Raw genomic sequence first — 20,853 nt, forward strand, 5'->3', positions numbered from 1 at the left:
GGACGGTGATCTACGCCGGGGCGCGGATCGGGGCCCGGTTCCAGTCCGGGCACGGCGCGATGATCCGGGAGAACAACGTCATCGGCGACGGCTGTTCGGTGGGCACCAACGCGGTGCTGGAGCCGGGCAACCGGATCGGCGACGGCAGCCGGGTCCACTCGCACTGCTTCCTGGAGAACGTGACGCTCGGCCGCCGGGTGTTCCTCGGCCCGGGCGTGGTCTTCACCGACGACCCGCACCCGCCGTGCCCGCGCTACGACGAGTGCGTCGGCGGAGCCACGGTCGAGGACGACGCCTCGATCGGCGGCAACGCGACGATCCTGCCCGGTGTCCGGATCGGGGCCCGGGCGCTGGTCGGCGCCGGGTCGGTGGTGACCCGGGACGTGGCCCCGGACACCGTGGTCGCGGGCAGCCCGGCGCGCGAGAAGCGCAAGACGTCGGAGCTGGTCTGCGCCCCCGGCCACTTCGCGAAGCCGTACGAGTGGCGCGAGGCACTGGACTCGTAGCACCCCGGCACTCAAGTCGGCGGCCGATCGGCCGAACGTGTAATCGTGACCCTGCCCGCGATCAACGCTCTGGTCGACGTGGTGCTGATGGACGGCGAGGCCTATCAGTCCCGCGTCGAGGACGTGACCGGCAAGCGGCTGACCGTCGCCGCGCCGTTCGGCGTCAACGGCGCCGACATGCCGAAGCTCGGCACCTCCGTCGAGCTGGCGTGGGTGGCGGGCGACCGGCGGCAGGCCGTCGACGTCCGGCTGGTCGAGCTGAGCAAGGAGCACCCGCCGCGCTGGAGCCTGGAGGCCGTCAGCTCGGTGCGGCTGCAGACCCGGCGCAACTACGTGCGCGGCGGGGGCGGCGAGAACGTCGAGGTCGGCAAGGACGGCACCGTGTTCCGCGGGCGGGTCATCGATCTGTCCGAGGGCGGCGTGCGGTGCCGCCTGCACGAGGACCGCTTCGAGCGCGACGACCGGGTCGACCTGCGGATCGCGCTCGACGACGAGACGATCGCGATTCGCGGCACGGTGCTCTTCGTCCGCCGCGACCCGGAGAACGACGCGTTCGACGTCATCATCACGTACGAGACGTCCGAGAACATGGGACGGGCGATCCGCGGCTACGTCCTGCGCCGCGAGATGGAGGAGCGCCGCCGGGCCCGCGAGTCCGTCGCGAACGCCGGGTGAGCCGGGGCCCGGCAGCTTCCTACGGCTCGAACTTGTAGCCGAGGCCGCGCACGGTGACGATGAAGCGCGGCGCCGACGGCTCCGGCTCGATCTTCGAGCGCAGCCGCTTGACGTGCACGTCGAGCGTCTTCGTGTCGCCGACGTAGTCGGCGCCCCAGACCCGGTCGATCAGCTGGCCGCGGGTGAGCACCCGGCCGGCGTTGCGCAGCAGCAGCTCGAGCAGCTCGAACTCCTTCAGCGGCAGCTGGACCGCGTCGCCGGCGACGGTGACGACGTGCCGGTCGACGTCCATGCGGACCGGGCCCGCGGACAGCGTCGGCGGGGCCAGCTCGCCGACCGTGTCGACCTGCCGGCGCAGCACGGCGCGGATGCGGGCGACCAGCTCGCGGGGCGAGTACGGCTTCGTGACGTAGTCGTCGGCGCCGATCTCCAGGCCGACGACCTTGTCGATCTCACTGTCCCGCGCCGTGATCATGATGATCGGCACGTTGGACTTGGTCCGCATCTGGCGGCAGACCTCGGTGCCCGACATCTCCGGCAGCATCAGGTCCAGCAGGACGATGTCCGCTCCGGTGCGGTCGAACTCCGTGAGGGCCTCGGTGCCGGTCGCCGCGATGGAGACCTCGAAACCTTCCCTGCGGAGCATGTACGACAACGGGTCCGAAATGGACTCTTCGTCCTCGACCACGAGTACGCGCGCCAACGTGCTGTCCTTTCGTAGTTGCCGGGGAGCCGCACTGCGCTGCGAACCGCGGGTCTGATGTTGCGATTGGGTCACAATCATGGGGTGCCTCCGATCTCAACGGACGGCGGTAGCGCCAGCGCGGCATCTGTCGGACGCGCGGGGAGCCGCAAGGTGAACGTCGAGCCAACTCCGGCCGTGCTGACCACGTCAACCCGGCCGCCGTGGTTGGTCGCGATGTGCTTGACGATCGCCAGGCCGAGGCCGGTGCCACCGGTCGCGCGGGACCGGGCCCGGTCGGCCCGGAAGAAGCGCTCGAAGATCCGGTCGATGTCACGCGGCTCGATGCCGATGCCCTGGTCCTCGACCGCGATCTCGACGTAGCTGGCGTCGGCGTCCGTCAGGACCCGGGTCGACAGGCTGACCGTGGTGTTCTCCGGGGAGTAGGCGATCGCGTTCTCCACCAGGTTCACCACGGCGGTGACGAGCTGGTTCTCGTTGCCGTAGACGGTCAGCCCGCGGGTGCCGCTCGACGCGACCTCGATGTGCTTCGCGGAGCCGGGCGTCTTCGTCCGGTCCAGCACCTCGGCGACGATCTTGTCGACCTCGACGGGCTCCGGCTCCGGCAGGGGCTCGGCGCCCTGCAGGCGCGACAGCTCCAGCAGCTCGGAGACGAGCCGGCCGAGCCGGGCCGACTCGTGCTTGATCCGCTCCGCGAACCGGATCGCGGCCGCCGGGTCCTTGTCGGTGGCGTCCAGCAGCGCCTCGGCGAGCAGTTGCAGGGCGCCGACCGGGGTCTTGAGCTCGTGGCTGACGTTGGCGACGAAGTCGCGCCGGACCCGGGCGACCCGGTGCGCCTCGGTGACGTCGGTCGCCTCGATCGCGACCCGGCCGCCGTCCAGCGCCACCGCCCGCACGTTGACGCCGAGCGGGTCGCCGTGGGTGAGGCGGGGCAGGTCGAGCTCGACGACGCGGGTCACCCCGTTGCGCCGGACCTGGGTGGCGAGGCTGCGCACGATGGTGTGCGCCTCCTCCGCCGCGCCCTGGCGCTGCCGGACCAGGCCCATCTCGCGGGCAGCCGCGTTGACCAGCACAGGCTGGTCGGTGTCGTCGAGCACGACGACACCGACCAGGAGGGCGTCGAGGATCTCGGTCATGGCCGAGCCCATCGCCGCGCTGTCGGCCTTCGACTGCCGGAACTTCCAATCCACGACCTGATGGTAGGAGGTCGCTTACCCGACGGACGGTGGTCCAGGGCACGAAACGGGCTCACATCACCCAGTGTTCACTCTCGCGCGGGATGAAGTTCACCGGATGCGCCGGTGCGGGACCTACCGTGAGGGACACCACGATAGGAGAACCATGCGCGACGAATACCGTGCCGACCTGCTGCAGGTCAACCGTCTACTGGTTTCGATGGCGGACGCCGTCCGCAGCGCGATGATCCGTGCCACGAAGGCGCTGCTCACCGCCGACCAGACCGACGCCGAGGAGGTCGTGGCCCGCGACGCGGAGGTCAACGCCCTCTACCGGCTCGTCGAGGACAAGGTCTACGACCTCTGCGCCCGCCAGGCGCCGGTCGCCTCCGACCTGCGGGTCGTGCTGACCGCGCTGCACCTCGCGGCGGACCTCGAGCGCATGGGCGACCTCGCCGACCACGTCGCGAAGACAGCGCTGCGCCGGCTGCCCGAGGTGGCGGTGCCGGAGCCGCTGATCGCGACGTTCGAGGAGATGGGCACGGTCGCCGACCGGATCGCCGGCAAGATCTCCCGCGCGATCTCCAACCTCGACGTGGTCGCCGCCGGCCAGCTGGACCGCGACGACGACGAGATGGACCGGCTGCACACCAGCCTGTTCGAGACGATGTTCGGCCCGAAGTGGACCGAGAGCACGCAGGCCGCGGTCGACACCGCGCTGCTGGGCCGCTTCTACGAGCGCTACGCCGACCACGCCGTTAACGCCGGCCGTCACGTCGTGTTCCTCGTCACGGGCGAGTCGTTCGACTCCACGCAAGCCTGAGACCCACGAGAAGAGGGGGCCGCTTCCGCGGCCCCCTCTTTCTGTATGTGAGCGGTTACCGGCCCTGGTTGGCGACCGCGGCCGCGGCCTCCTTGGCCGCCTCCGGGTCCAGGTAGGTGCCGCCGGCCGTGACCGGCCGCAGCGCCGCGTCGAGGTCGTAGCGCAGCGGGATGCCGGTCGGGATGTTGAGCTTGGCGATGGCCTCGTCGGAGATGCCGTCGAGGTGCTTCACCAGCGCGCGCAGCGAGTTGCCGTGCGCCGCGACCAGCACGGTGCGGCCGGCGAGCAGCTGCGGCACGATCTGGTCGTACCAGTACGGCAGCATGCGCTGCACGACGTCCTTGAGGCACTCGGTGCTCGGACGGATGTCCGGCGTCAGGTTCGCGTAGCGCGGGTCGGAGGCCTGCGACCATTCGTCGTCGTCGGCGATCGGCGGCGGCGGCACGTCGTAGGAGCGGCGCCAGAGCATGAACTGCTCCTCGCCGAACTCCTCGAGCGTCTGCTTCTTGTTCTTGCCCTGCAGGGCACCGTAGTGCCGCTCGTTGAGCCGCCAGCTGCGCTGGACCGGGATCCAGTGCCGGTCGGCGGCGTGCAGGGCGATCTCGCTGGTGCGGATGGCACGGCGCAGCACTGACGTGTGCACCACATCCGGCAGCAGACCGGACTCACGGAGCAGCTCGCCGCCCCTGCGGGCCTCGGCCTCTCCTTGGGCGCTGAGGTCCACGTCGACCCAGCCGGTGAACAGGTTCTTCGCGTTCCACTCGCTCTCACCGTGCCGCAAGAGCACCAGTGTCCCGACTTCACTCATGCCGCAATCTTCCCGCACTGAATCACTTCGACAGCACCGGACCTCCAATGTAAGGATGCGGGCGTGCCGCGCAGCTTACAAAAACGGTTACCGTCCCAGTTCTGGGTCGTCTGGACCGCCACCCTGATCAACCGTGCCGGCGGGTTCGTCGGCATCTTCCTGACGATCTACCTGACGACGGAGCGCGGGTTCAGCGAGTCCACGGCCGGGTTCGTCCTCGGGCTCTACGGGCTCGGCGGCGCGATCGGCGTCACCGGCGCCGGCCACCTGACCGACAGGTGGGGGCGGCGGCCGACGGTCCTGCTGGCGATGGGCTCCGCGTCGGTGCTCATGGTGGTCCTGGGGCTGGCGCACAGCCGGCCCGCGATCATGGCCGGCGCGCTCGCGCTGGGGATCGCCGCCGAGGGCGCCCGCCCGCCGCTCGGCGCGATGATCGCCGACCTGGTGCCGGCGTCCGACCGCGGCCGGGCCTTCTCCGTGTACTTCTGGGCGATCAACCTCGGCTTCGCGACCGCGGCGATCCTCGCCGGGTTCGCCGCCGGCAGCGGCTACCTGACGCTGTTCCTCGCCGACGCCGCGACGACCGGCGCCGCGGCGGTCCTCATCGCGGTGCGGATCCGCGAGACGAGGCCCGCGACGACGTCGAGGACCGAGCAGCGGTCCGGCCTGGGCACGCTCGGCCGCGACCGGGTGTTCCTCGGGTTCGTCGTGTGCAACCTGCTCATCGCGCTCCTGCTGCTCCAGCACATGGCGATGCTGCCGATCGCGATGATCGACGACGGGCTGAGCCCGCGCACGTTCGGCGTGGTGATCGCGCTCAACGGCGTCCTCATCGTGCTCGGCCAGCCGCTCGTCACCCGCCTGCTCGCCACCCGCCGCGAGGCGCTCGTCGCGCCGGTCGCGGCCGTGGTCATGGGGGTCGGCTTCGGCCTCACCGCGCTCGCGCACACCCCCGTCTGGTACGGCGCGACCGTGCTGCTCTGGACCGTCGGCGAGATGCTCAACGCCCCGTCCAACGCCGCGCTGCTGGCCGGGCTGTCACCGGTCGACATGCGGGGCCGCTACCAGGGCGCGTACGGGCTGTCGTGGCAGGCGGCGTCGTTCCTGGCGCCGACGCTCGGCGGCGCGGTCCGCGAGCTCGCCGGCAACACCGCGCTGTGGCTGGGCTGCCTCGGGCTGGGCCTGGCCGCCGGGGCGTGGAGCCTGCTCGCCGCGCCCGCCCGGGAGCGCCGGGTGGCCGAGGTCACCGCCGCCGCGGAGGCGCCGGCCGAGTTGGCTAAGATCTAACTGTAAAGAGTATTAACAATTCTGGAGCAAACGTGCGCGTGTGGTACCGGTCCACGATCGGTGGTCTGCCGAGGATGTACTGGTACCTCTGGACCGGCATGCTCATCAACCGCGTCGGCGGGTTCGTCGCGCTGGTGCTCTCGCTGTACCTCACCGCCGACCGCGGCCTGAAGCCCGGCGCGGCGGGGCTGGTCGTCGGCCTCTACGGCATCGGCGGGATCGCCGGCGTCCTGCTCGGCGGCGTGCTCGCCGACCGGTGGGGGCGCCGGCCGACGCTCCTGCTGGCCCACTTCGGCGCGGCGGCGTTCGTCGGCGGGCTGGCCCTGACCCGGGACATCCCCGCGATCGCCGCCCTGGCCGCGCTGCTCGGGCTCATGCACTCCATGCCGGGCCCCGCGTTCGTCGCGGCGATCGTCGACGTGGTCCCCGCCGCCGACCGCAACCGCGGGTTCAACCTGCAGTTCTGGGCGATGAACCTGGGCATGGCCGCGGCGTCCGTCATCGCCGGCGCGCTCGCCGAGGTGAGCTTCCCGCTGCTGTTCGCCGTCGACGCCGCCGGCACGCTGGTCACCGCCGTGCTGCTGCTGTGGAAGGTCCACGAGACCAGGCCCACGGCGCGGACAGCGGGCGGGCCCGCCAAGGGCGGGCTGCACACGGCGCTGACCGACCGGGCCTACCTGGCGTTCGTCGGGCTGAGCCTGCTGCTGGCCGTCGTCACCATGCAGAGCTCGACGATCCTGCCCCTCGCGATCGACGCCGACGGGCTGCGGCCGACCGTGTACGGCTCGGTCGTCGCCTACGCCGGCCTGCTCATCGTCGCCGGGCAGCTCTTCGTGCCGAAGCTCATCGACCGCTGGCGCAAGGGCACCACACTCGCCGTCGCCAACGTGTTCCTCGGGCTCGGCTTCAGCTGCGTCGCGCTCGCCTCCGGTGTGCCCGGCTACCTGGTCGCGGCGACCATCTGGACGATCGGCTCGATGCTCGCCGCGCCACCGAACGCGGCCGTCATCGCGGAGCTGTCGCCGGAGGCACTGCGCGGGCGGTACCAGAGCGTCTTCTACCTGATCTTCCCGGCGGCGAGCTTCATCGCGCCCGCGGCCGGCGGCGTGAGCCTGGAGTTCCTCGGCGACTGGCACTGGGTGATCTGCGGCGGGCTCGGCGCGCTCGCCGCCGCCGGTCACCTGCTGATCCAGCCGGCCCGGGAGCGCCGGGTCACTCAGGCCGAGAAGGAGCGTTTAGCGGTGCCGGTAGCGGGGTAGACGCCGCCCTTCGACGTGACAGGGGGCGAAGTGGATGGTTTGACGGCGAAGCTCGAGGCGCCGGACCCCGGCACGGTCGTCATCCGGCTCGACGGGGAGCTCGACCTCGCCACCCGCGACCACCTTTCCGAAGCGGTGCGGGCGGTGCTGCCCGTCTTCCGGCCGGGGGCGCTGGTGGTGGACCTGGCCGGCGTGACGGTGCTCGACTCCGCCGGGATCGGCGCGCTGGTCGGCTGCTGGAAGCTCGCCAAGGAGACCGGCTGCACGCTGAGCCTGCGCAACCCGCGCCCCCTCGCCTACGCGCAACTGCGGCTGACCGGCCTGCTGCCCGTCTTCGCGCTCAGCTAGAGCGTCCCGTCGTACCTGGCGGCGCCGCTGACGGTGGCGTCGGCGCGGAGCCGGCCCTTCGCGGCGCCGTCGCTGTAGAGGGTGTACCGCAGGAAGTCGAGCATCGTCCTGGACACGGCCTGGTTGGCCGGTGCCGAGCCGAACAGCCCGCCGCCGTGGTCGCCGCCCAGCAGCGTCAGGAACGCCTTGGGCCAGCCGCAGCCGTCGTACAGGCCGCGGCCGCTGCTGTAGGGGACGGTGCCGTCGGCGTCGCCGTGGATGAACAGCACCGGCGTGGCGGCGCCGCTGAACTTCCCGCCCATGCCGCCGCCGGAGACGATGATGCCGCCCTTGAGCCGGGCGTCGCGGCCCGAGCCGGACAGCATGCCGGCGGTCGTGTAGCCGCCCGCCGAGTGGCCGCCAGCGGCGACCCGGCCGGTCTCGATGTGGCCGGCGAGCGCGGCGCCGGCCTTCGTGTCGAGCTTGAGCACCTCGGTGATCACGGCGGACGCGTCGGCGGGCTGGTTGCCCATGTCGTTCTGGTTGAACGGGTTCGCCGCGGAGTTGGTGAACGGGTAGGCCGGCGCCGCGACGACGAACCCGGCGGCGGCGATCTTCGCGGTGACGCCCTGGTAGCCCTCCGGCGAGCCGTGCAGGCCGTGGCTCCACAGGACCAGGGGGAACCTGCCCGCGGCGACACCCGCGTTGCTCTTCGGCGAGCCGCCGGCCGCCCCGGTCGCCGGGTAGAAGACCAGGGTGCGCAGCGTGCGGCCGGCGCGGCTGAACGTGAACTGGCTGACCCCGACGGCGAACGTCTGGGTGGGCGCCTTCACGGCGGGCGGCGCGGCGCTCTTCGAGGCGGCGGCCGACGCGGACCCGGAGGGCGCGGCCCCGGCGGCGGCCAGGGCGGCGACGGCGTCCCCGCTCGCGGCATCCTCGCCCGCGTTCGCGTCCGCGGATACGGACATTTCCGGATTCGCCGATGCGTCGGTCTTCGCGCCGCAGCCGGCCAACGTGACGACGAGCAAGAGACCGGCGAGAGCACCGCGCATCCGCATGCGAGAGAAACTACGGCTCTGCGACTTTGTGCGTCTTTACGCCGGACTTAAGTTTGGGGCCGATGCCCAGTCCTGGAAACTCGTACCGGCGGCAGCGGGTGGCGTGCACCCCCAGTCCACGACCACCCGCTCTGCTGCGGTCTTTCGACCGCGCGGTGCCGCCGGTTGCAGTGGTCGCCCCGCCCGGACAGACCACTGCGAGTGGGCCCGTGAAGGCCCAGAAACACCCCCGTCGCTCCCCAACTTCAGGAATCGCCGGTATCCGTGATTGACGGTACGCGGCGAGGAATTGCAGCGACAAGTAACGGGACTGTCGGCTCCCTCACACACTTGAAATAATTGAAATCAATCGAAGTGCTGGAAGCCCGGCCACAGGTCGGCCCAGGTGCCCCTCAGGCCCCGGCACACGAAGACGCGAGCTGTTTGCTCTTCGTTCTCCACGCCGTAACCATTGTCCAGATTCGCCTTGAACTCGCATGACACGAACGCCGGCGAGCGGCTCGGGTCACCCTGTGTCACGAGCACGACGACGGTCGCGGACTCCGGCGGCGGGCCGAGCCGGTGCAGCTCGTTCTGTCCACTGTAGACATCCGGCAGGCCCAGCGCCCTGCCGTAGCGGTCCAGGGCGCCGGCCTCGCCGTAGTTGCCGGTCAGGAGCACCGTGTGCGGCTTGTCCTGCGCCGGGAGCGCCTCGTACACGTCGGCGACCTGCCGCACGTACCGGCGCCAGCCGACCTGGTCGGAGATGCCCTGGTTGATCGCGGGGATCGGCGTCCCGCCCACGACGCCGACCGGCAGCACCGGCAGCGACATCAGGATCGCGAAGCCCACGTTGACCGCGGCGCCGGCGACCAGGATCCAGCGGCGGGTCACGCGCCGCGCGACGGGCACGGCGCCGATCGCGAACAGCGCCGACAGCAGCCCGACCGTGTAGTACGGCTGGCCGACGATCACGAACAGGAGCACCAGCATCAGCGGGTACGCCACCCCGAGCGCCCGGATCGGGCGCAGCGCCGGGTTTCGCAGGAGCGTCACGATGCCGGCGACCCAGACCGGCACGAAGAACGGGCCCAGCCACGCCAGCTGCAGCGGGATCAGGGTGATCCTGGCCTCGTCGCCCTTGTTCTCGGCCAGGGCCGCGGCCATGTCGAGCTGCGGGAAGCCGTTGGCGATCTGATACAGCAGGTTGGGCAGCCCGACGACGAGCGCGATGCCGGCGCCGGCCCACAGCCACGGCGACAGCAGGACCTTGCGCGGCCCGGCGACCAGCAGCCCCGCCGCGAACGTGAGCAGCAGCAGGATGACCAGGTGTTTGTTGTACAGCGCGAGCCCGGTGACCAGCCCGGCGGCCAGCCAGTACCGTGGCAGCTCCCGCAACGACGCCCGCATGACGCACAGGACGACCCCGAGCCAGACCAGCAGGTCCGGCCCGGTGGTCAGGGTCAGGTGCGTGGACACCAGGGCGAACGTGGTCAGCGCGCCGGTGCCGGCGAGGGTCTGCGCGACCGCGCCGCCGCCGGCCTCGCGGGCGATGAGGGCGAGCAGGAAGACGGCGGCGGGCAGGAACAGCAGGCCGGGCAGCCGGATCGCCCAGACCGAGTCGCCGAAGACCTCGGCGCACAGCCGGATCAGCAGCGGCGTGAACGGCGGCTGGTCGACGTAGCCCCACCTCGGCCGGTCACCGAGCATGCGGAAGTACAACTCGTCGCGGTGATAGTCATAGCGGTTGATCGTCAGCAGGAGCGCGACGGCGGCCGTGGCCGCCACCGCACCGACAGGTCTCCAAGCGAGCGGCGCCCGTTCGATCACCGGCTCAGGGTAGCTAGCTCGTGCGCTCCACGAAGGCCGTAAATGCCTTGAGATTGTCGAGGGGCTCGCCGCGCTTGACGCGCCACTCCCACTCGCGGCGGATCGCGGAGCCGAAGCCGATCTCCAGCATCGGGTCGAAGCTCTCGTCGGCGTAGGTCAGCACCGCGCCGAGCAGCCGGTCGAGCTCCTCCTCGGTCACCGCGTGCAGCGGCAGCCGGCCCATCAGGTACACGTCACCGACCGTGTCGACGCTGAACGCGACGCCGTACATGCGCGAATTGCGCTGCAGGAGCCACTGCCACAGCTCCTCGCGGTTCTCGTCCGGGTGGCGCATCACGAACGCCTCGACGCGCAGCGTGTGCTCGCCGACGATGAGGTTGCAGTTGGTCTTCTGCTTGTGGGTGCCGGGCAGGACCGCCACGTAGGCGTTGTCGCCGGTCTTCTCCCAGGCGATCTCGCGCTCGTCGCAGACCCGCTCGATGAGCCGGCTCACCGTCTCTCTCATGACATCGCCGCCAGCAGCTCGGTGTCGCGGTGCGTGGTGAGGGCGTCGCGGTACGCGGCGAGCAGGCCGCTCGCGGTGTGGCTCCACGAGAACTCGTGGGCGTGCCGGACGGCGCCTTCCGAGAGCTCCCGGCGCCTCGCCGGGTGGGCCAGCAGGTCGCCGAGGACCGCGGCCCAGTCCTCTGGGCGGTGCGTGTCGACCAGCACCCCGGAGACCCCGTCACGGACGGCGGTCACCAGCCCGCCGACGGCCGCCGCGACGACCGGTGTGCCACACGCCTGCGCCTCGATCGCGACCAGACCGAACGACTCGTTGTAGCTCGGCACGGCGACCAGGTCGACGGCGCGGAACAGCTCGGCGAGGTCCTCGCGCGGCTGCGGGGCGAGGAACCGCACGCAGTCGGCGATGCCCAGCTCGGCGGCGAGGTCCATGAGCGCGGTCGGCCGGTCCAGGCCCGAGCCGCTGGGGCCGCCGCAGACGGCGACGACCAGCTTCGCGCCCAGCTCCGGGTCGCGGGCGCGCAGCTCGGCGGCGGCGCGCAGCAGCACGTCGGGCGCCTTCAGCGGCTGGATCCGCCCGACGAACGCGACCACCAGGGCGTCCTCGGGGAGGCCGAACTTCTGCCTGTTCCTGCCGTCGCCCGGGGTGAACGTCTCCAGGTCCACGCCGGGCGGCACCACGCTGACCCTGCGGGGGTCGGCGGCGTACAGCTCGATCAGGTCGGCGGCCTCGGCCGGGGTGTTGGCCACCAGGCCGTCGGCCGCGGCGACGACCTGCTCCTCGCCGATGACACGGGCCATCGGCTCGGGCTTGTCGCCGTCGGCGAGCAGCTGGTTCTTCACCTTGGCGAGCGTGTGGGCGGTGTGCACCAGCGGAACGCCCCACCGGTCCTTCGCCAGCCAGCCGACCTGACCGGACAGCCAGTAGTGGGAGTGGACGAGGTCGTACCAACCGGGCGCCCGCGACGCCTCGGCGCGCAGGACCCCGTTGGTGAACGCGCACAGCTGCGCCGGCAGGTCCTCCTTGGCCAGGCCCTCGAACGGGCCGGCGATGACGTGCCGCACGAGCACGCCCGGCGCCATCTCCACCACCGGCGGCAGCTCGCTGCACGTCGCCCTGGTGAAGACCTCGACCTCGACGCCGGCCCGGGCCAGGCGCTCGGCGACCTCGACGATGTACACGTTCATGCCGCCGGCGTCGCCGGTGCCCGGCTGGTCGAGCGGGGACGTGTGCACGGACAGCGTCGCGACCCTCCGCGGGAGAGAGCGACGGGACTGCGGGGTGTGCCTGTGCAGCGAGTCGACCCGCGCCACGTCGGTGCTCCTTCATCTGTTGCTGGACGGTTACATCTTCCCAACCGTCCATGTTCCCTCGCGGGCGGGCGTCTACCCACCGTTGCGTTCATCACTGCGGTTCGCGGTGCATGCGGGAGGATGGTCGGCATGTCTTCTCCTGTTGCCGTTGTGACCGGCGCTTCCAGCGGTATCGGCGCAGCTACCGCCCGCCGTCTGGCCGCCGAGGGCTTTCACGTGGTGGCCGTTGCCCGGCGCGCCGAGCTGCTCTCCGCGTTGGTGGACTCGCTGCCGTCGGCGACCGCGGTTGTGGCCGACATCACGTCGGATGCGGACATTTCACGACTTGTCGACACGGTCGCCGCGTTGGGTGCGCCCGTGGAGCTGCTGGTCAACAACGCCGGCGGGGCCATCGGCGCGGAGACCGTCGAGGAGGCCGACCTCAGCGACTGGCAGTGGATGTTCGAGGTCAACGTGCTGGGCACGGTCCGGGTCACCAAGGCGCTCCTGCCGCTGCTGTCCGCCTCGGGCCGGGCGACGATCGTCGTGATCTCCTCCACGGCTGGTCTCATCGTGTACGAGGGCGGCGGCGGCTACACGGCGGCGAAGCACGCCCAGACGGCGGTCGCGGAGACCCTGCGGCTGGAGCTGAACGGCCGCCCGATCCGGGTCGTGGAGATCGATCCCGGCATGGTGAAGACCGACGAGTTCGCCCTCAAGCGGTTCGAGGGCGATTCGGAGAAGGCCGCCGCCGTCTACAAGGGCGTGGCGGACCCGCTGGTCGCCGAGGACATCGCCGACTGCGTCGCGTGGACCGCGACCCGGCCGCACCACGTCAACATCGACCGGCTCGTGGTCCGCCCGCTCGCCCAGGCCGCCCAGCACAAGGTGCACCGGGTGACGTGATGCGTGTCCTCGGCGCGATCACGCGCGGGACCACCAATCCCAACCGGCTGCGGCGGGTCGACAACTGGATCGCGGTGACGCTCGGCCCGGTGCTGGCCCGCGCCGACGCGCCGCTCGTCGTCGACCTCGGGTACGGCGCCTCGCCCGTCACCACCCTGGAGCTGCGCCGCCGCCTGCTCGACCTGCCGGGCCCGCCGGTCCGGGTGGTCGGCCTGGAGATCGACCCGGAGCGGGTCGCGGTCGCGCAGCCCTTCGCCGACCCGCCGTTCCTGGAGTTCCGCCGGGGCGGCTTCGAGCTGGCGGGGCTCGCGCCGACCGTGGTCCGGGCGTTCAACGTGCTGCGCCAGTACGACCTGGAGGCCGTCCCCGCCGCGTGGGCCGCGATGACCGCGACCGGGGCGGTCCTGGTGGAGGGCACCTGCGACGAGCTCGGCCGGCTGGCGTCCTGGGTGACCGTCACCGGCGGCGTGCCGCGGACCCTGACCCTCGCCAGCCGCCTGTCCACGTTGGACACCCCGGCGACCCTGGCCGAGCGGCTGCCGAAGTGCCTCATCCACCACAACGTGCCCGGGCAGCCGATCCACGCGCTGCTGTCCACACTGGACGCCGCCTGGCGCGCGGCGGCGCCGCTGTCGGCCTTCGGGCCGCGCCAGCGCTGGCGGCGCGCGGTCGAGGCCACCCGGGACGCCGGCTGGCCCGTCCTGGACCGCCCCGCCCGCTGGCGCCTGGGCGAGATGACGGTCCCCTACAGTTGCCTCGCTACAGAGAGCAGTTGACGAGGACCGGCTCCGGGTGCAGCCGCACGCCGAACTTCTCCTGGACCCCGTGCTGGATCTCGCGCGCCAGCCCGAGCAGCGCGGCGGTCGTGCCGGTGCCCCGGTTCGTCAGGGCGAGGGTGTGCTTGCCCGACAGCGCCACGCCGCCGGCCGGGTCGCCGTAGCCCTTGCCGAACCCGGCCCGCTCGATGAGCCACGCCGCGCTGAGCTTGACCATCCCGTCGGGCGCCGGCCAGGCGGGCGGCTCGCCGGCGGCCCGGCGCACGTGCTCCACCGCGTCCGCCGCCACCACCGGGTTCGTGAAGAACGAGCCCACCGAGAACGTGTCACGGTCCGACGGGTCCAGGACCATCCCCTTGCCGGCGCGCAGCTTCAGCACCGTCTCGCGCACGTCGGCGAGCGGCGCCGACTCCCCCGCCTGCACGCCGAGCGTCCTGGCCAGCTCCGCATACCGGATCGGCGTCGACAGCGGCGACACCGCCAGCTCGAACGTCACCGACAGGACCACGAACCGCTCGTTGTGCTTGAAGACGCTCGTCCTGTACGCGAAGCCGCACGCGTCCCTCGGCAGCGTGACGATCTCGTCGCGGACCCGGTCGTACGCCCGGACGGCGGTGATCGTCTCGGCGACCTCCTGCCCGTACGCCCCGACGTTCTGGATCGGGGTGGCGCCCGCCGACCCCGGGATGCCCGACAGCGACTCGATCCCCGCCCAGCCGTTGGCGACCGCCGCCGCCGCGACCTCGTCCCACGGCTGCCCCGCCTGGACGGTCAGCCGGACGCTCCCGCCCTCTTCCTGCACGTGGATCCCGCGCTGCCGCAAAAGCACCACGGTGCCCGGAAACCCCTCGTCGGCGATCACGACGTTGCTGCCTCCGGCGAGGACGAGCACCGGTTTTCCGGTTCGTACCGCGGTGACCGCCTCCTCCTCCGAGGTCACCTCCACCAGTTCCCCGGCGGGGCCACCGAGGCGCAGAGTGGTCAGGTCGGCGAGGCTGGGCGCGGACGCGGCTGCTTCGGGCACCGCACCAGAGTAAGGCGTGCCCTAATGTTGGAGCTGCAGCGTCCGGACCGGGAGAGGGATCGCCGATGAGCAAGCCTCAGCTCACCAAGGAGTTCTGGCTCACCGCGCTGCGCGCCGAAGGCGACGCCTTCCGCGCCGCGCTCGGCACCGTCCCCCTCGACGCCGCCGTCCCCACCTGCCCCGGCTGGCAGCTGCGCGACCTGGCCTGGCACCTCACCCAGATCTATGTGTGGGTCAACGCCATCGCCCCCCGCGGCGTCACCGACCGCCCCGACCCGCGCCCCGACACCCCGCTCCCGGCGGACGTCGACCCGGCGGTCGCGTGGACCGACGCCTTCACCGAGCTCCTCGCCACCCTCGACGCCCTGGAACCCGACCTGCCCGCCTACAACTGGGCCCCGCAGGCGAAGAAGGCCGGCTTCTGGCACCGCCGCATGGCGCACGAGACCGCCATCCACCGCTGGGACGCCCAGATGGCCGCGGGCCTCAGCGAGCCCATCGAGCCCCGCCTCGCCAGCGACGGCGTCACCGAGGTCCTCGACACCTGGCTCCCCGCCGGCCGCCGCTCCGGCCCCACCAACCGCGCCGGCATGATCGCCCTCCACGCCACCGACGTCGACCAGGTCTGGTACGTCCGCCTCCGCGGCGCGGGCGTCGCCCTCCTCGACACCGACACCCTCCTCGACACCGACGACCACCACGAACGCGCCACCGCCAGCGGCCCCGCCAGCGACCTGGTCCTGGCCCTCTTCGGCCGCGTAGCCTTCGACACCCTCCTCGTCAGCGGCGACACCACCCTCCTGGAAGGCCTCCGCACCGGCTGACCCCCATTACCGAGCCAGGGACCAGTCCGCACCGAAGGTCTGCGTCACTGGCTCCACACCGAGCGGTGTCAAGCCGGGGTCGGCAGCGGGTTTCGCGGCGCAGGTTCCCGCCGGAAACCTGCGATGGGGGGTTCCGCGTCGGCCGGGTTCGCCCGGAGGTCCGCTTCAACGCCCCGCAATGAGGGTCCACGCCGGAAGTCCGCACCGAGTGCTCCACACACGAGCTCCCCTCAAGGACCTGCGGTGGGGTCCGCGCCGGAAACCCGCGACGTGGACGCTCGCTGGGAGCCGGGCCGCCTGCCGACAGCATGGTCGTCGCCGTGTCCTGCCCGTCCGGTAATGCACCCACACGGACTTATGGCACGCCCCTCAGCGACAGGCCCGCCTTGGCGGCGCGCCCAACCAGCAGCAGCACTCACCAACACCGGACCAGACTCCCGACCAGCCGCCTCCAGGTCACCGCCGCCGCTCGGTGGCACACCCGACCCGATGGCAGCCTTGGTCGGCGGCACGCCCGGACACGTGCGACCGGTCGCCGTGACCGGGCGCCGCGTGACGGCGAGCGTGGCCATGGTGGCGGTGATGGTCGCCGAGGTCACCGCATGCCGAGGTCACCGCATGCCGAGGTCACCGCATGCCGAGGTCACCGCATGGCGGGGCTCGCCGCTGCCCGCCCGGCCGTCACCCAGCGGTGCGGTGGCCTGTCCTCCGTGCCGGGCGCAGTGCTCAAGCCTGCCTTCGCGAGCCAAGGCGGGTGACCCGTCGCGTTGGCCGGTCGCGTCGGCGCCATCGTTGACGTGGCGGCGGAGCCGGTGGACGGTTTCTGGCTCGCCCAAGCTCTGCCGCACGAACCCCGACGCTTCCCGCCGCAGCAGCGACCGCGGAACCGGGCGCCTCCCCTGTTGCGCCGGGCGCCTGGCCACGCCGTATCTCAGGACCCGAACGCGGGCGAACCCCCGAAGACCTGACAGACACGGTTGCCTGCCAACCGTCGGCGTTCAGGTCAGACGGCGGCGCGGACCGCGCCGAATGCCGCTTGATAGTCACAAACCGTCATGCATCCTCACTCCCCCGGTCGGAAGCGGTCAGGTCACAACCGGCCGGCTACTCCCACATCATGCCCGCCAGGTACGACAGTTTCCGGGGCTCGGACGAGCGGGGGCTTGCCGAGGGCGGCGGACGGCTTGTCGGTCGGGAGGCCGAAGAGCCTGCGGGTCAGCAGGGTGCTGCCGGCAACGGCGGCGGGGACGACCAGGACCGCGGCGAAGGGGATCAGCAGCATCACGAAGACCGGCATGCCGAAGCCGAGCGCGAGCGGGCGGTTGGCGCGGAGCATGGCGCGGCGGTCCTTCAGGCGCAGGCCGCGGCGGTTGAACGGGACGCCGGTCAGCTCCACGGCGAGCAGCCAGCCGCCGACCACGACGTCGAGGACCGGGATGACCGTCTGGCCCAGGACCGGGACGAAGCCGAGCAGGAACAGCGGGACCGAGACGACGATGCCCAGCAGGATGAGCCTGATGGAGTCGGCGGCGTTCTTGAAGAACGTGCGGTGCCACGGCAGGTCGGGCAGCCCCGGCGCGCCGCCGTGGTGGTCCTCGACGCGTTCGGAGATGACCTCGTAGAACGGGTCGCCGATGAGCAGGGTCAGCGCCGTGTACGTGAGGACCGACACCAGGGCGGACACGATGACGATGCCCGCGCCGGCGCCGAACCTGATCACGCCCCGCCACGGCGACCCCCAGTCGTCGGCGAACCAGGTGACGGTCGCGGCCAGGTCGCGGATGAACCAGAGCAGGAAGAACCAGGCGGTCGCCAGCAACAGGAAGGAGATGACTGCCGGGATCAGCCCGAGGAGCAGGAGGCGGGGGCTTCGGCTGTACAGCGAGAACCCCCGCCCAAGCAGTCTCGCCCCCTCGGCGAACTCGTCCCACATCGTCTTCAGCTGCGCCACTCCGTCATCTTTCACGACCCGAAGACCGCCCCGACAGCAAGCCCCAGATACGGAGGAGGCCAGTTTGCCGACTCGTGCGTTGCGGTGGGATGATGGTAGGGCCATGTACGCATAGGACGGCAAGCGGACAAGATCATGGGGTTATCTACCGTTGGGGCATGATCGACCGGAGTTCGGATCGGCCGTTGTACCAGCAGCTGGCGGACCTGCTGCGTGAGCAGATTCGGGCGGGAGAGCTGGCGCCGGGGGCGTTCGTGCCGTCGGAGAGCAGCCTGATGCAGGAGTACGAGCTGGGCCGGCCCGCCGTTCGCAACGCGGTGGCGGTGCTGCGGCAGGAGGGGCTCGTCGTGTCGGCCCGGGGCGCGCGGACCATGGTGCGGCCCGCGCTGCAGCGGGAGGTCGTGGAGCTGCGAGCCGGCGACGAGGTGATCGGGCGGATGCCGACCGATCCGGAGCGACGCGACCTGGGCATCGATCCGGGCGAGCCGATTCTCGAGGTGACCAGGGCCGGCGGCGAGAAGCTGATCCTGCCCGCGGGAGCCAACCTGCTGCGAGCCGCCCCCTGAGGTAAGCAGCCGCGAACAAGCGGACGCAGGAGCCGAACAGGCCCGGAGCCGAACAGGCCCGGAGCCGAGCGGACGCAAGGGGCGAGCAGGCCCGGAGCCGAGCAGGCCCGGAGCCGAGCAGGCCCGGAGCCGAGCAGGCCCGGAGCCGAGCAGGCCCGGAGCCGAGCAGGAGGCCACGGCGAGCGGGCGCAGGGCGAGCAGGTCCTGCCTGCGGGAGCCGACCTGCTGCGAGCCGCCCCTGAGGTAAGCAGCCGCGAACAAGCGGACGCAGGAGCCGAGCAGACCCGGAGCCGAGCAGGAGACCCACGGCGAGCAGGCCGTGAGCGAGCGGGCGCAGGGCGAGCAGGTCCTGTCCGCGAGAGCCGACCTGCGCAGGTCGGACCCAGCAGCGGGCGAGCGCGGACCAGGCAAGCAGGGCCAATTGGCAGGCCTTGGGCGAGCGTGCCCCGAGCGAGTGAGTGCAGGGCGAGCGGTCCTACCCCTGGGCGCCAAGCTGCTGCGGGTCAGACCCCGAGCAAGCAGTAGCGGCCGGAGCAAGCACGCACAGGGCGAGCAGGTCGTGTCCACAGGCGCCAACCTGCCGCGGGTCGGACCCTGAAGCGGGTCAGCGCGGAGCAGGCGAGCCGGCGCGTACGAGGGCGGCGGGCGGGTGCTGTGGTGGGAGCGGGCGTCAGTCGGTCAGGCGGACGCGGACCCGGCGGTTGGCCTTGCCTTTGCTCTCGACCTTGACGACCTGGAGGCGGCCGATCTGGGCGGTCGAGGCGACGTGGGTGCCGCCGTCGGCCTGGGCGTCGAGGCCGACGATGTCGACGATGCGGATCTCCTGCTCGTCGGGCGGGATCAGGTTGGACTGGGTGCGGATGATGTCGGGCAGGGCGAGGGCCTCGTCGCGGGCGAGGACCTTGGTGACGACCTTGCGGTCGGCGGCGACCTCGGCGTTGATGAGCTCCTCGAGCCGGGCCTTGAAGTCGGGCGGGACCTCGGGGAGGTTGAAGTCCATGCGGGCCTCGGCGGGCTCCATGGAGCCGCCGGTGACGAGGGCGCCGAAGTCGCGGAACACCACGCCGCCCAGGACGTGCAGGCCGGAGTGGGTGCGCATGAGCTTGGTGCGGCGGTCGTCCTCGACGGCGCCGATCACCTCGGTGCCGGCGGGCGGGAGCGGGTCTCCCTCGGCGGGCTGGAGGTAGAGGTCGTCGCCTTTGCGGGTCCCGGTGATTCGCGTCTGTACCCCCTGCCACAGCAGCACGCCGTGGTCCGGTGGCTGGCCGCCGCCGCCGGGGTAGAAGGCTGAGCGGTCGAGCACGATGCCGTCGGTGGCATCGGAGTGCAGGACTACGCACGTCCACTCGCGCAGCGTCGGGTCGGCGAGGTCGAGGCGGGAGGTCCTGCCGTGTTGCGTGACACCCATGTCCGAAACTCTATGTCGGTCCGGCCCAGCGGCGCAGCGCGGTCATGGTCCGATCCCCCTCAGGTCAGTAGTGGCGAAGTTGTCATCCATAGGACAGACGCTCCGGGGTGCCACTCTGATACGTGCCGGGGGTCAGCCGTTCGGACAGTTTCGGTCGGGGCCGAGGTTCAGGAACGTGGAGATCCGGGCGCGCAGGTCGGCGCGCTGGGTCCAGACGACGCCGGGGCGGTCGTACACGTGCAGCTCCGCGTCGGGGAGCGCCTCGGCGAGCTGCTCGGCCACGGCGACCGGGTGCAGCTCGTCGCCCCTGGAGCCGATGACGAGGCACTTCGCGGTGACCGCGGCGAGGTCGGCGCGGTCCTGCACGGCGACCTGGGCGGGCAGGCTGGCCAGACCCCCGGCGAGCCCGTCGCGCATCAGCTGGTCGAGCCGCTGGCGCAGGAACGCCCAGACCGGTGGCGAGTTGCGGACCTGGGCGGGGACCTCCATGGAGAGCACGTCGGCCACGGCGGCGGCGTCGCCGGCGTCGATCGCCTCGATCAGGGCGGTGAGGCGCTCCTGCGCGGCGGCCGGGCGTGCCGTGTCGAGGACGGCGGGGAGGAAGAAGACGGCGCGCTCGAAGCGGCCGGGGTTGTCGGCCAGGAGGCGGCAGAGGGCGCCGGCGCCGAGGCTGACGCCCAGGGCGCGGGTGGCGCCGGAGAGGTCGGCGACGGCGCGCAGGTCCCGGGCGAGGTCGGCATAGGTCCAGACGCCGCCGGGCGCGGCGGAGTGGCCGTGGCCGCGGAACTGGAAGAAGACCTTGCGGCCGGCGACGGCGCTGCCCAGGGGGCGGGTCTCGGCGATGCCGCTGCCGAGCCCGTGCGCGAAGACCGTGACGGGGTCACCCTCGCCGGTGAGGAGCCACTCCAGCTCGACGCCGTGCGGGGTGGCGATCTGCTCGGTCGGCGGCGCGGGGAGCGTGGGCCGGCCGGTCTGCGGCCCGCGCGTCACGGGCGGGCGGAACCGGTCGGGCCTGCCGTCGGGCGGCGGCGGCCAGCGGAAGTCCATCAGCGGACCGCCGTCACAACCGCCGTCGGAGAAGCCACCAAGCCAGGCGCCGTTGCGACCGCCATCGCACGGGCCGGAGCAGCCGCCGTCACAACCGCCAGCCCAGCCGCCGGCGCATCAGCCG

The 20,853-nt window shown here is 72.1% G+C and carries 20 protein-coding genes and 1 pseudogene; 10 read left to right on the forward strand and 11 right to left on the reverse strand.

The genetic code is table 11. From position 1 onward, the window contains the following. Positions 1 to 59: 59 nt before the first annotated feature. Positions 60 to 506 carry an acyltransferase gene (locus ACQEVZ_RS22745; RefSeq protein WP_425552406.1) on the forward strand — a complete coding sequence of 149 codons (447 nt, stop codon included), beginning with the start codon at positions 60 to 62 and terminating at the stop codon, positions 504 to 506. A 45-nt stretch (positions 507 to 551) separates the two neighbouring features. Then, the gene (locus ACQEVZ_RS22750; protein WP_344511558.1) at positions 552 to 1,181 is read left to right on the forward strand and encodes a PilZ domain-containing protein; all 630 of its coding nucleotides are present in this window, start codon (positions 552 to 554) and stop codon (positions 1,179 to 1,181) included. 19 nt (positions 1,182 to 1,200) lie between these two features. Here ACQEVZ_RS22750 and ACQEVZ_RS22755 read toward each other — a convergent pair whose 3' ends face one another. Next, on the reverse strand, positions 1,201 to 1,884 hold the full coding sequence (locus ACQEVZ_RS22755) for a response regulator transcription factor (protein ID WP_344511556.1): 684 nt from the start codon (positions 1,882 to 1,884) through the stop codon (positions 1,201 to 1,203). A gap of 77 nt (positions 1,885 to 1,961) precedes the next feature. Then, positions 1,962 to 3,008, reverse strand: a pseudogene (locus ACQEVZ_RS22760) (sensor histidine kinase); the annotation flags it as partial. A 217-nt stretch (positions 3,009 to 3,225) separates the two neighbouring features. On the opposite strand from ACQEVZ_RS22760, the gene phoU reads away from it, so the two are divergent. Beyond that, complete coding sequence (gene phoU / locus ACQEVZ_RS22765) at positions 3,226 to 3,882, forward strand: phosphate signaling complex protein PhoU (RefSeq protein ID WP_344511554.1); 657 nt, start codon at positions 3,226 to 3,228, stop codon at positions 3,880 to 3,882. A gap of 55 nt (positions 3,883 to 3,937) precedes the next feature. On the opposite strand, the gene ACQEVZ_RS22770 is transcribed toward phoU, so the two are convergent. After that, complete coding sequence (locus ACQEVZ_RS22770; RefSeq protein ID WP_344511552.1) at positions 3,938 to 4,690, reverse strand: phosphoglyceromutase; 753 nt, start codon at positions 4,688 to 4,690, stop codon at positions 3,938 to 3,940. Positions 4,691 to 4,753: 63 nt separating this feature from the next. Between ACQEVZ_RS22770 and ACQEVZ_RS22775 the strand changes: the two genes are divergently transcribed. The 3 genes from ACQEVZ_RS22775 to ACQEVZ_RS22785 are packed head-to-tail and all read left to right on the forward strand — an operon-like array spanning position 4,754 to position 7,584. Beyond that, positions 4,754 to 5,977, forward strand: a complete 1,224-nt coding sequence (locus ACQEVZ_RS22775) for an MDR family MFS transporter (protein ID WP_433369656.1) — start codon at positions 4,754 to 4,756, stop codon at positions 5,975 to 5,977. Between the two features lie 32 nt (positions 5,978 to 6,009). Continuing rightward, positions 6,010 to 7,236, forward strand: a complete 1,227-nt coding sequence (locus ACQEVZ_RS22780) for an MFS transporter (protein WP_433369659.1) — start codon at positions 6,010 to 6,012, stop codon at positions 7,234 to 7,236. 39 nt (positions 7,237 to 7,275) lie between these two features. Beyond that, positions 7,276 to 7,584, forward strand: a complete 309-nt coding sequence (locus ACQEVZ_RS22785) for an STAS domain-containing protein (protein ID WP_344511548.1) — start codon at positions 7,276 to 7,278, stop codon at positions 7,582 to 7,584. Here the strand turns inward: ACQEVZ_RS22785 and ACQEVZ_RS22790 are convergent. The 4 genes from ACQEVZ_RS22790 to mshA form a co-directional block, all read right to left on the reverse strand. Then, complete coding sequence (locus ACQEVZ_RS22790; RefSeq protein ID WP_433369662.1) at positions 7,581 to 8,531, reverse strand: alpha/beta hydrolase family protein; 951 nt, start codon at positions 8,529 to 8,531, stop codon at positions 7,581 to 7,583. The two genes, ACQEVZ_RS22785 and ACQEVZ_RS22790, sit on opposite strands and share 4 nt — an antisense overlap. A 435-nt stretch (positions 8,532 to 8,966) precedes the next feature. Continuing rightward, positions 8,967 to 10,430, reverse strand: a complete 1,464-nt coding sequence (locus ACQEVZ_RS22795) for a glycosyltransferase family 39 protein (protein ID WP_433369665.1) — start codon at positions 10,428 to 10,430, stop codon at positions 8,967 to 8,969. Between the two features lie 13 nt (positions 10,431 to 10,443). Further along, positions 10,444 to 10,935 carry a YbjN domain-containing protein gene (locus ACQEVZ_RS22800; RefSeq protein ID WP_360572217.1) on the reverse strand — a complete coding sequence of 164 codons (492 nt, stop codon included), beginning with the start codon at positions 10,933 to 10,935 and terminating at the stop codon, positions 10,444 to 10,446. Next, positions 10,932 to 12,248 carry a D-inositol-3-phosphate glycosyltransferase gene (gene mshA / locus ACQEVZ_RS22805; protein ID WP_433369669.1) on the reverse strand — a complete coding sequence of 439 codons (1,317 nt, stop codon included), beginning with the start codon at positions 12,246 to 12,248 and terminating at the stop codon, positions 10,932 to 10,934. Before mshA ends, ACQEVZ_RS22800 begins: the two co-directional genes overlap by 4 nt. A 129-nt stretch (positions 12,249 to 12,377) precedes the next feature. Here mshA and ACQEVZ_RS22810 point away from each other — a divergent pair, with 129 nt between their 5' ends. Together ACQEVZ_RS22810 and ACQEVZ_RS22815 are read left to right on the forward strand one after the other, a co-directional pair. Next, positions 12,378 to 13,133 carry an SDR family oxidoreductase gene (locus ACQEVZ_RS22810; protein WP_433369672.1) on the forward strand — a complete coding sequence of 252 codons (756 nt, stop codon included), beginning with the start codon at positions 12,378 to 12,380 and terminating at the stop codon, positions 13,131 to 13,133. After that, entirely contained in the window at positions 13,133 to 13,909 is a 777-nt protein-coding gene (locus ACQEVZ_RS22815) for a class I SAM-dependent methyltransferase (protein ID WP_433376921.1), read from the forward strand. Before ACQEVZ_RS22810 ends, ACQEVZ_RS22815 begins: the two co-directional genes overlap by 1 nt. Here the strand turns inward: ACQEVZ_RS22815 and ACQEVZ_RS22820 are convergent. After that, a complete protein-coding gene (locus ACQEVZ_RS22820) occupies positions 13,893 to 14,933 on the reverse strand; it encodes a UDP-N-acetylmuramate dehydrogenase (RefSeq protein WP_433369675.1) in 1,041 nt (346 codons plus the stop codon). The two genes, ACQEVZ_RS22815 and ACQEVZ_RS22820, sit on opposite strands and share 17 nt — an antisense overlap. Before the next feature lie 65 nt (positions 14,934 to 14,998). Between ACQEVZ_RS22820 and ACQEVZ_RS22825 the strand changes: the two genes are divergently transcribed. Further along, positions 14,999 to 15,757 (forward strand): maleylpyruvate isomerase family mycothiol-dependent enzyme, encoded by a 759-nt coding sequence (locus ACQEVZ_RS22825; protein ID WP_344511536.1) that lies wholly within the window; start codon positions 14,999 to 15,001, stop codon positions 15,755 to 15,757. 1,090 nt (positions 15,758 to 16,847) lie between these two features. Here ACQEVZ_RS22825 and ACQEVZ_RS22830 read toward each other — a convergent pair. Beyond that, positions 16,848 to 17,723, reverse strand: a complete 876-nt coding sequence (locus ACQEVZ_RS22830) for an EI24 domain-containing protein (RefSeq protein WP_433369679.1) — start codon at positions 17,721 to 17,723, stop codon at positions 16,848 to 16,850. A 143-nt stretch (positions 17,724 to 17,866) separates the two neighbouring features. Between ACQEVZ_RS22830 and ACQEVZ_RS22835 the strand changes: the two genes are divergently transcribed. After that, positions 17,867 to 18,274 (forward strand): GntR family transcriptional regulator, encoded by a 408-nt coding sequence (locus ACQEVZ_RS22835; protein ID WP_344511532.1) that lies wholly within the window; start codon positions 17,867 to 17,869, stop codon positions 18,272 to 18,274. A 670-nt stretch (positions 18,275 to 18,944) separates the two neighbouring features. On the opposite strand, the gene ACQEVZ_RS22840 is transcribed toward ACQEVZ_RS22835, so the two are convergent. Both ACQEVZ_RS22840 and ACQEVZ_RS22845 read right to left on the reverse strand, forming a co-directional pair. Further along, entirely contained in the window at positions 18,945 to 19,682 is a 738-nt protein-coding gene (locus ACQEVZ_RS22840; protein ID WP_360572228.1) for an alanyl-tRNA editing protein, read from the reverse strand. Between the two features lie 132 nt (positions 19,683 to 19,814). After that, on the reverse strand, positions 19,815 to 20,729 hold the full coding sequence (locus tag ACQEVZ_RS22845; protein WP_433369683.1) for an alpha/beta fold hydrolase: 915 nt from the start codon (positions 20,727 to 20,729) through the stop codon (positions 19,815 to 19,817). Positions 20,730 to 20,853 lie beyond the last annotated feature (124 nt).

It is taken from the genome of Dactylosporangium sp. CA-152071 (assembly GCF_050936335.1).
GTDB lineage: Bacteria > Actinomycetota > Actinomycetes > Mycobacteriales > Micromonosporaceae > Dactylosporangium > Dactylosporangium maewongense.

What these genes read in the sequence shown, in the direction of transcription:
- ACQEVZ_RS22745 (WP_425552406.1), top strand. Translation starts at nt 60, where the DNA reads ATGATCCGGGAGAACAACGTCATCGGCGACGGCTGTTCGGTGGGCACC.
- phoU (WP_344511554.1), top strand. Translation starts at nt 3,226, where the DNA reads ATGCGCGACGAATACCGTGCCGACCTGCTGCAGGTCAACCGTCTACTG.
- ACQEVZ_RS22770 (WP_344511552.1), bottom strand. Translation starts at nt 4,690, where the DNA reads ATGAGTGAAGTCGGGACACTGGTGCTCTTGCGGCACGGTGAGAGCGAG.
- ACQEVZ_RS22790 (WP_433369662.1), bottom strand. Translation starts at nt 8,531, where the DNA reads ATGTCCGTATCCGCGGACGCGAACGCGGGCGAGGATGCCGCGAGCGGG.
- ACQEVZ_RS22800 (WP_360572217.1), bottom strand. Translation starts at nt 10,935, where the DNA reads ATGAGAGAGACGGTGAGCCGGCTCATCGAGCGGGTCTGCGACGAGCGC.
- ACQEVZ_RS22810 (WP_433369672.1), top strand. Translation starts at nt 12,378, where the DNA reads ATGTCTTCTCCTGTTGCCGTTGTGACCGGCGCTTCCAGCGGTATCGGC.
- ACQEVZ_RS22815 (WP_433376921.1), top strand. Translation starts at nt 13,133, where the DNA reads ATGCGTGTCCTCGGCGCGATCACGCGCGGGACCACCAATCCCAACCGG.
- ACQEVZ_RS22825 (WP_344511536.1), top strand. Translation starts at nt 14,999, where the DNA reads ATGAGCAAGCCTCAGCTCACCAAGGAGTTCTGGCTCACCGCGCTGCGC.
- ACQEVZ_RS22835 (WP_344511532.1), top strand. Translation starts at nt 17,867, where the DNA reads ATGATCGACCGGAGTTCGGATCGGCCGTTGTACCAGCAGCTGGCGGAC.
- ACQEVZ_RS22840 (WP_360572228.1), bottom strand. Translation starts at nt 19,682, where the DNA reads ATGGGTGTCACGCAACACGGCAGGACCTCCCGCCTCGACCTCGCCGAC.
- ACQEVZ_RS22845 (WP_433369683.1), bottom strand. Translation starts at nt 20,729, where the DNA reads ATGGACTTCCGCTGGCCGCCGCCGCCCGACGGCAGGCCCGACCGGTTC.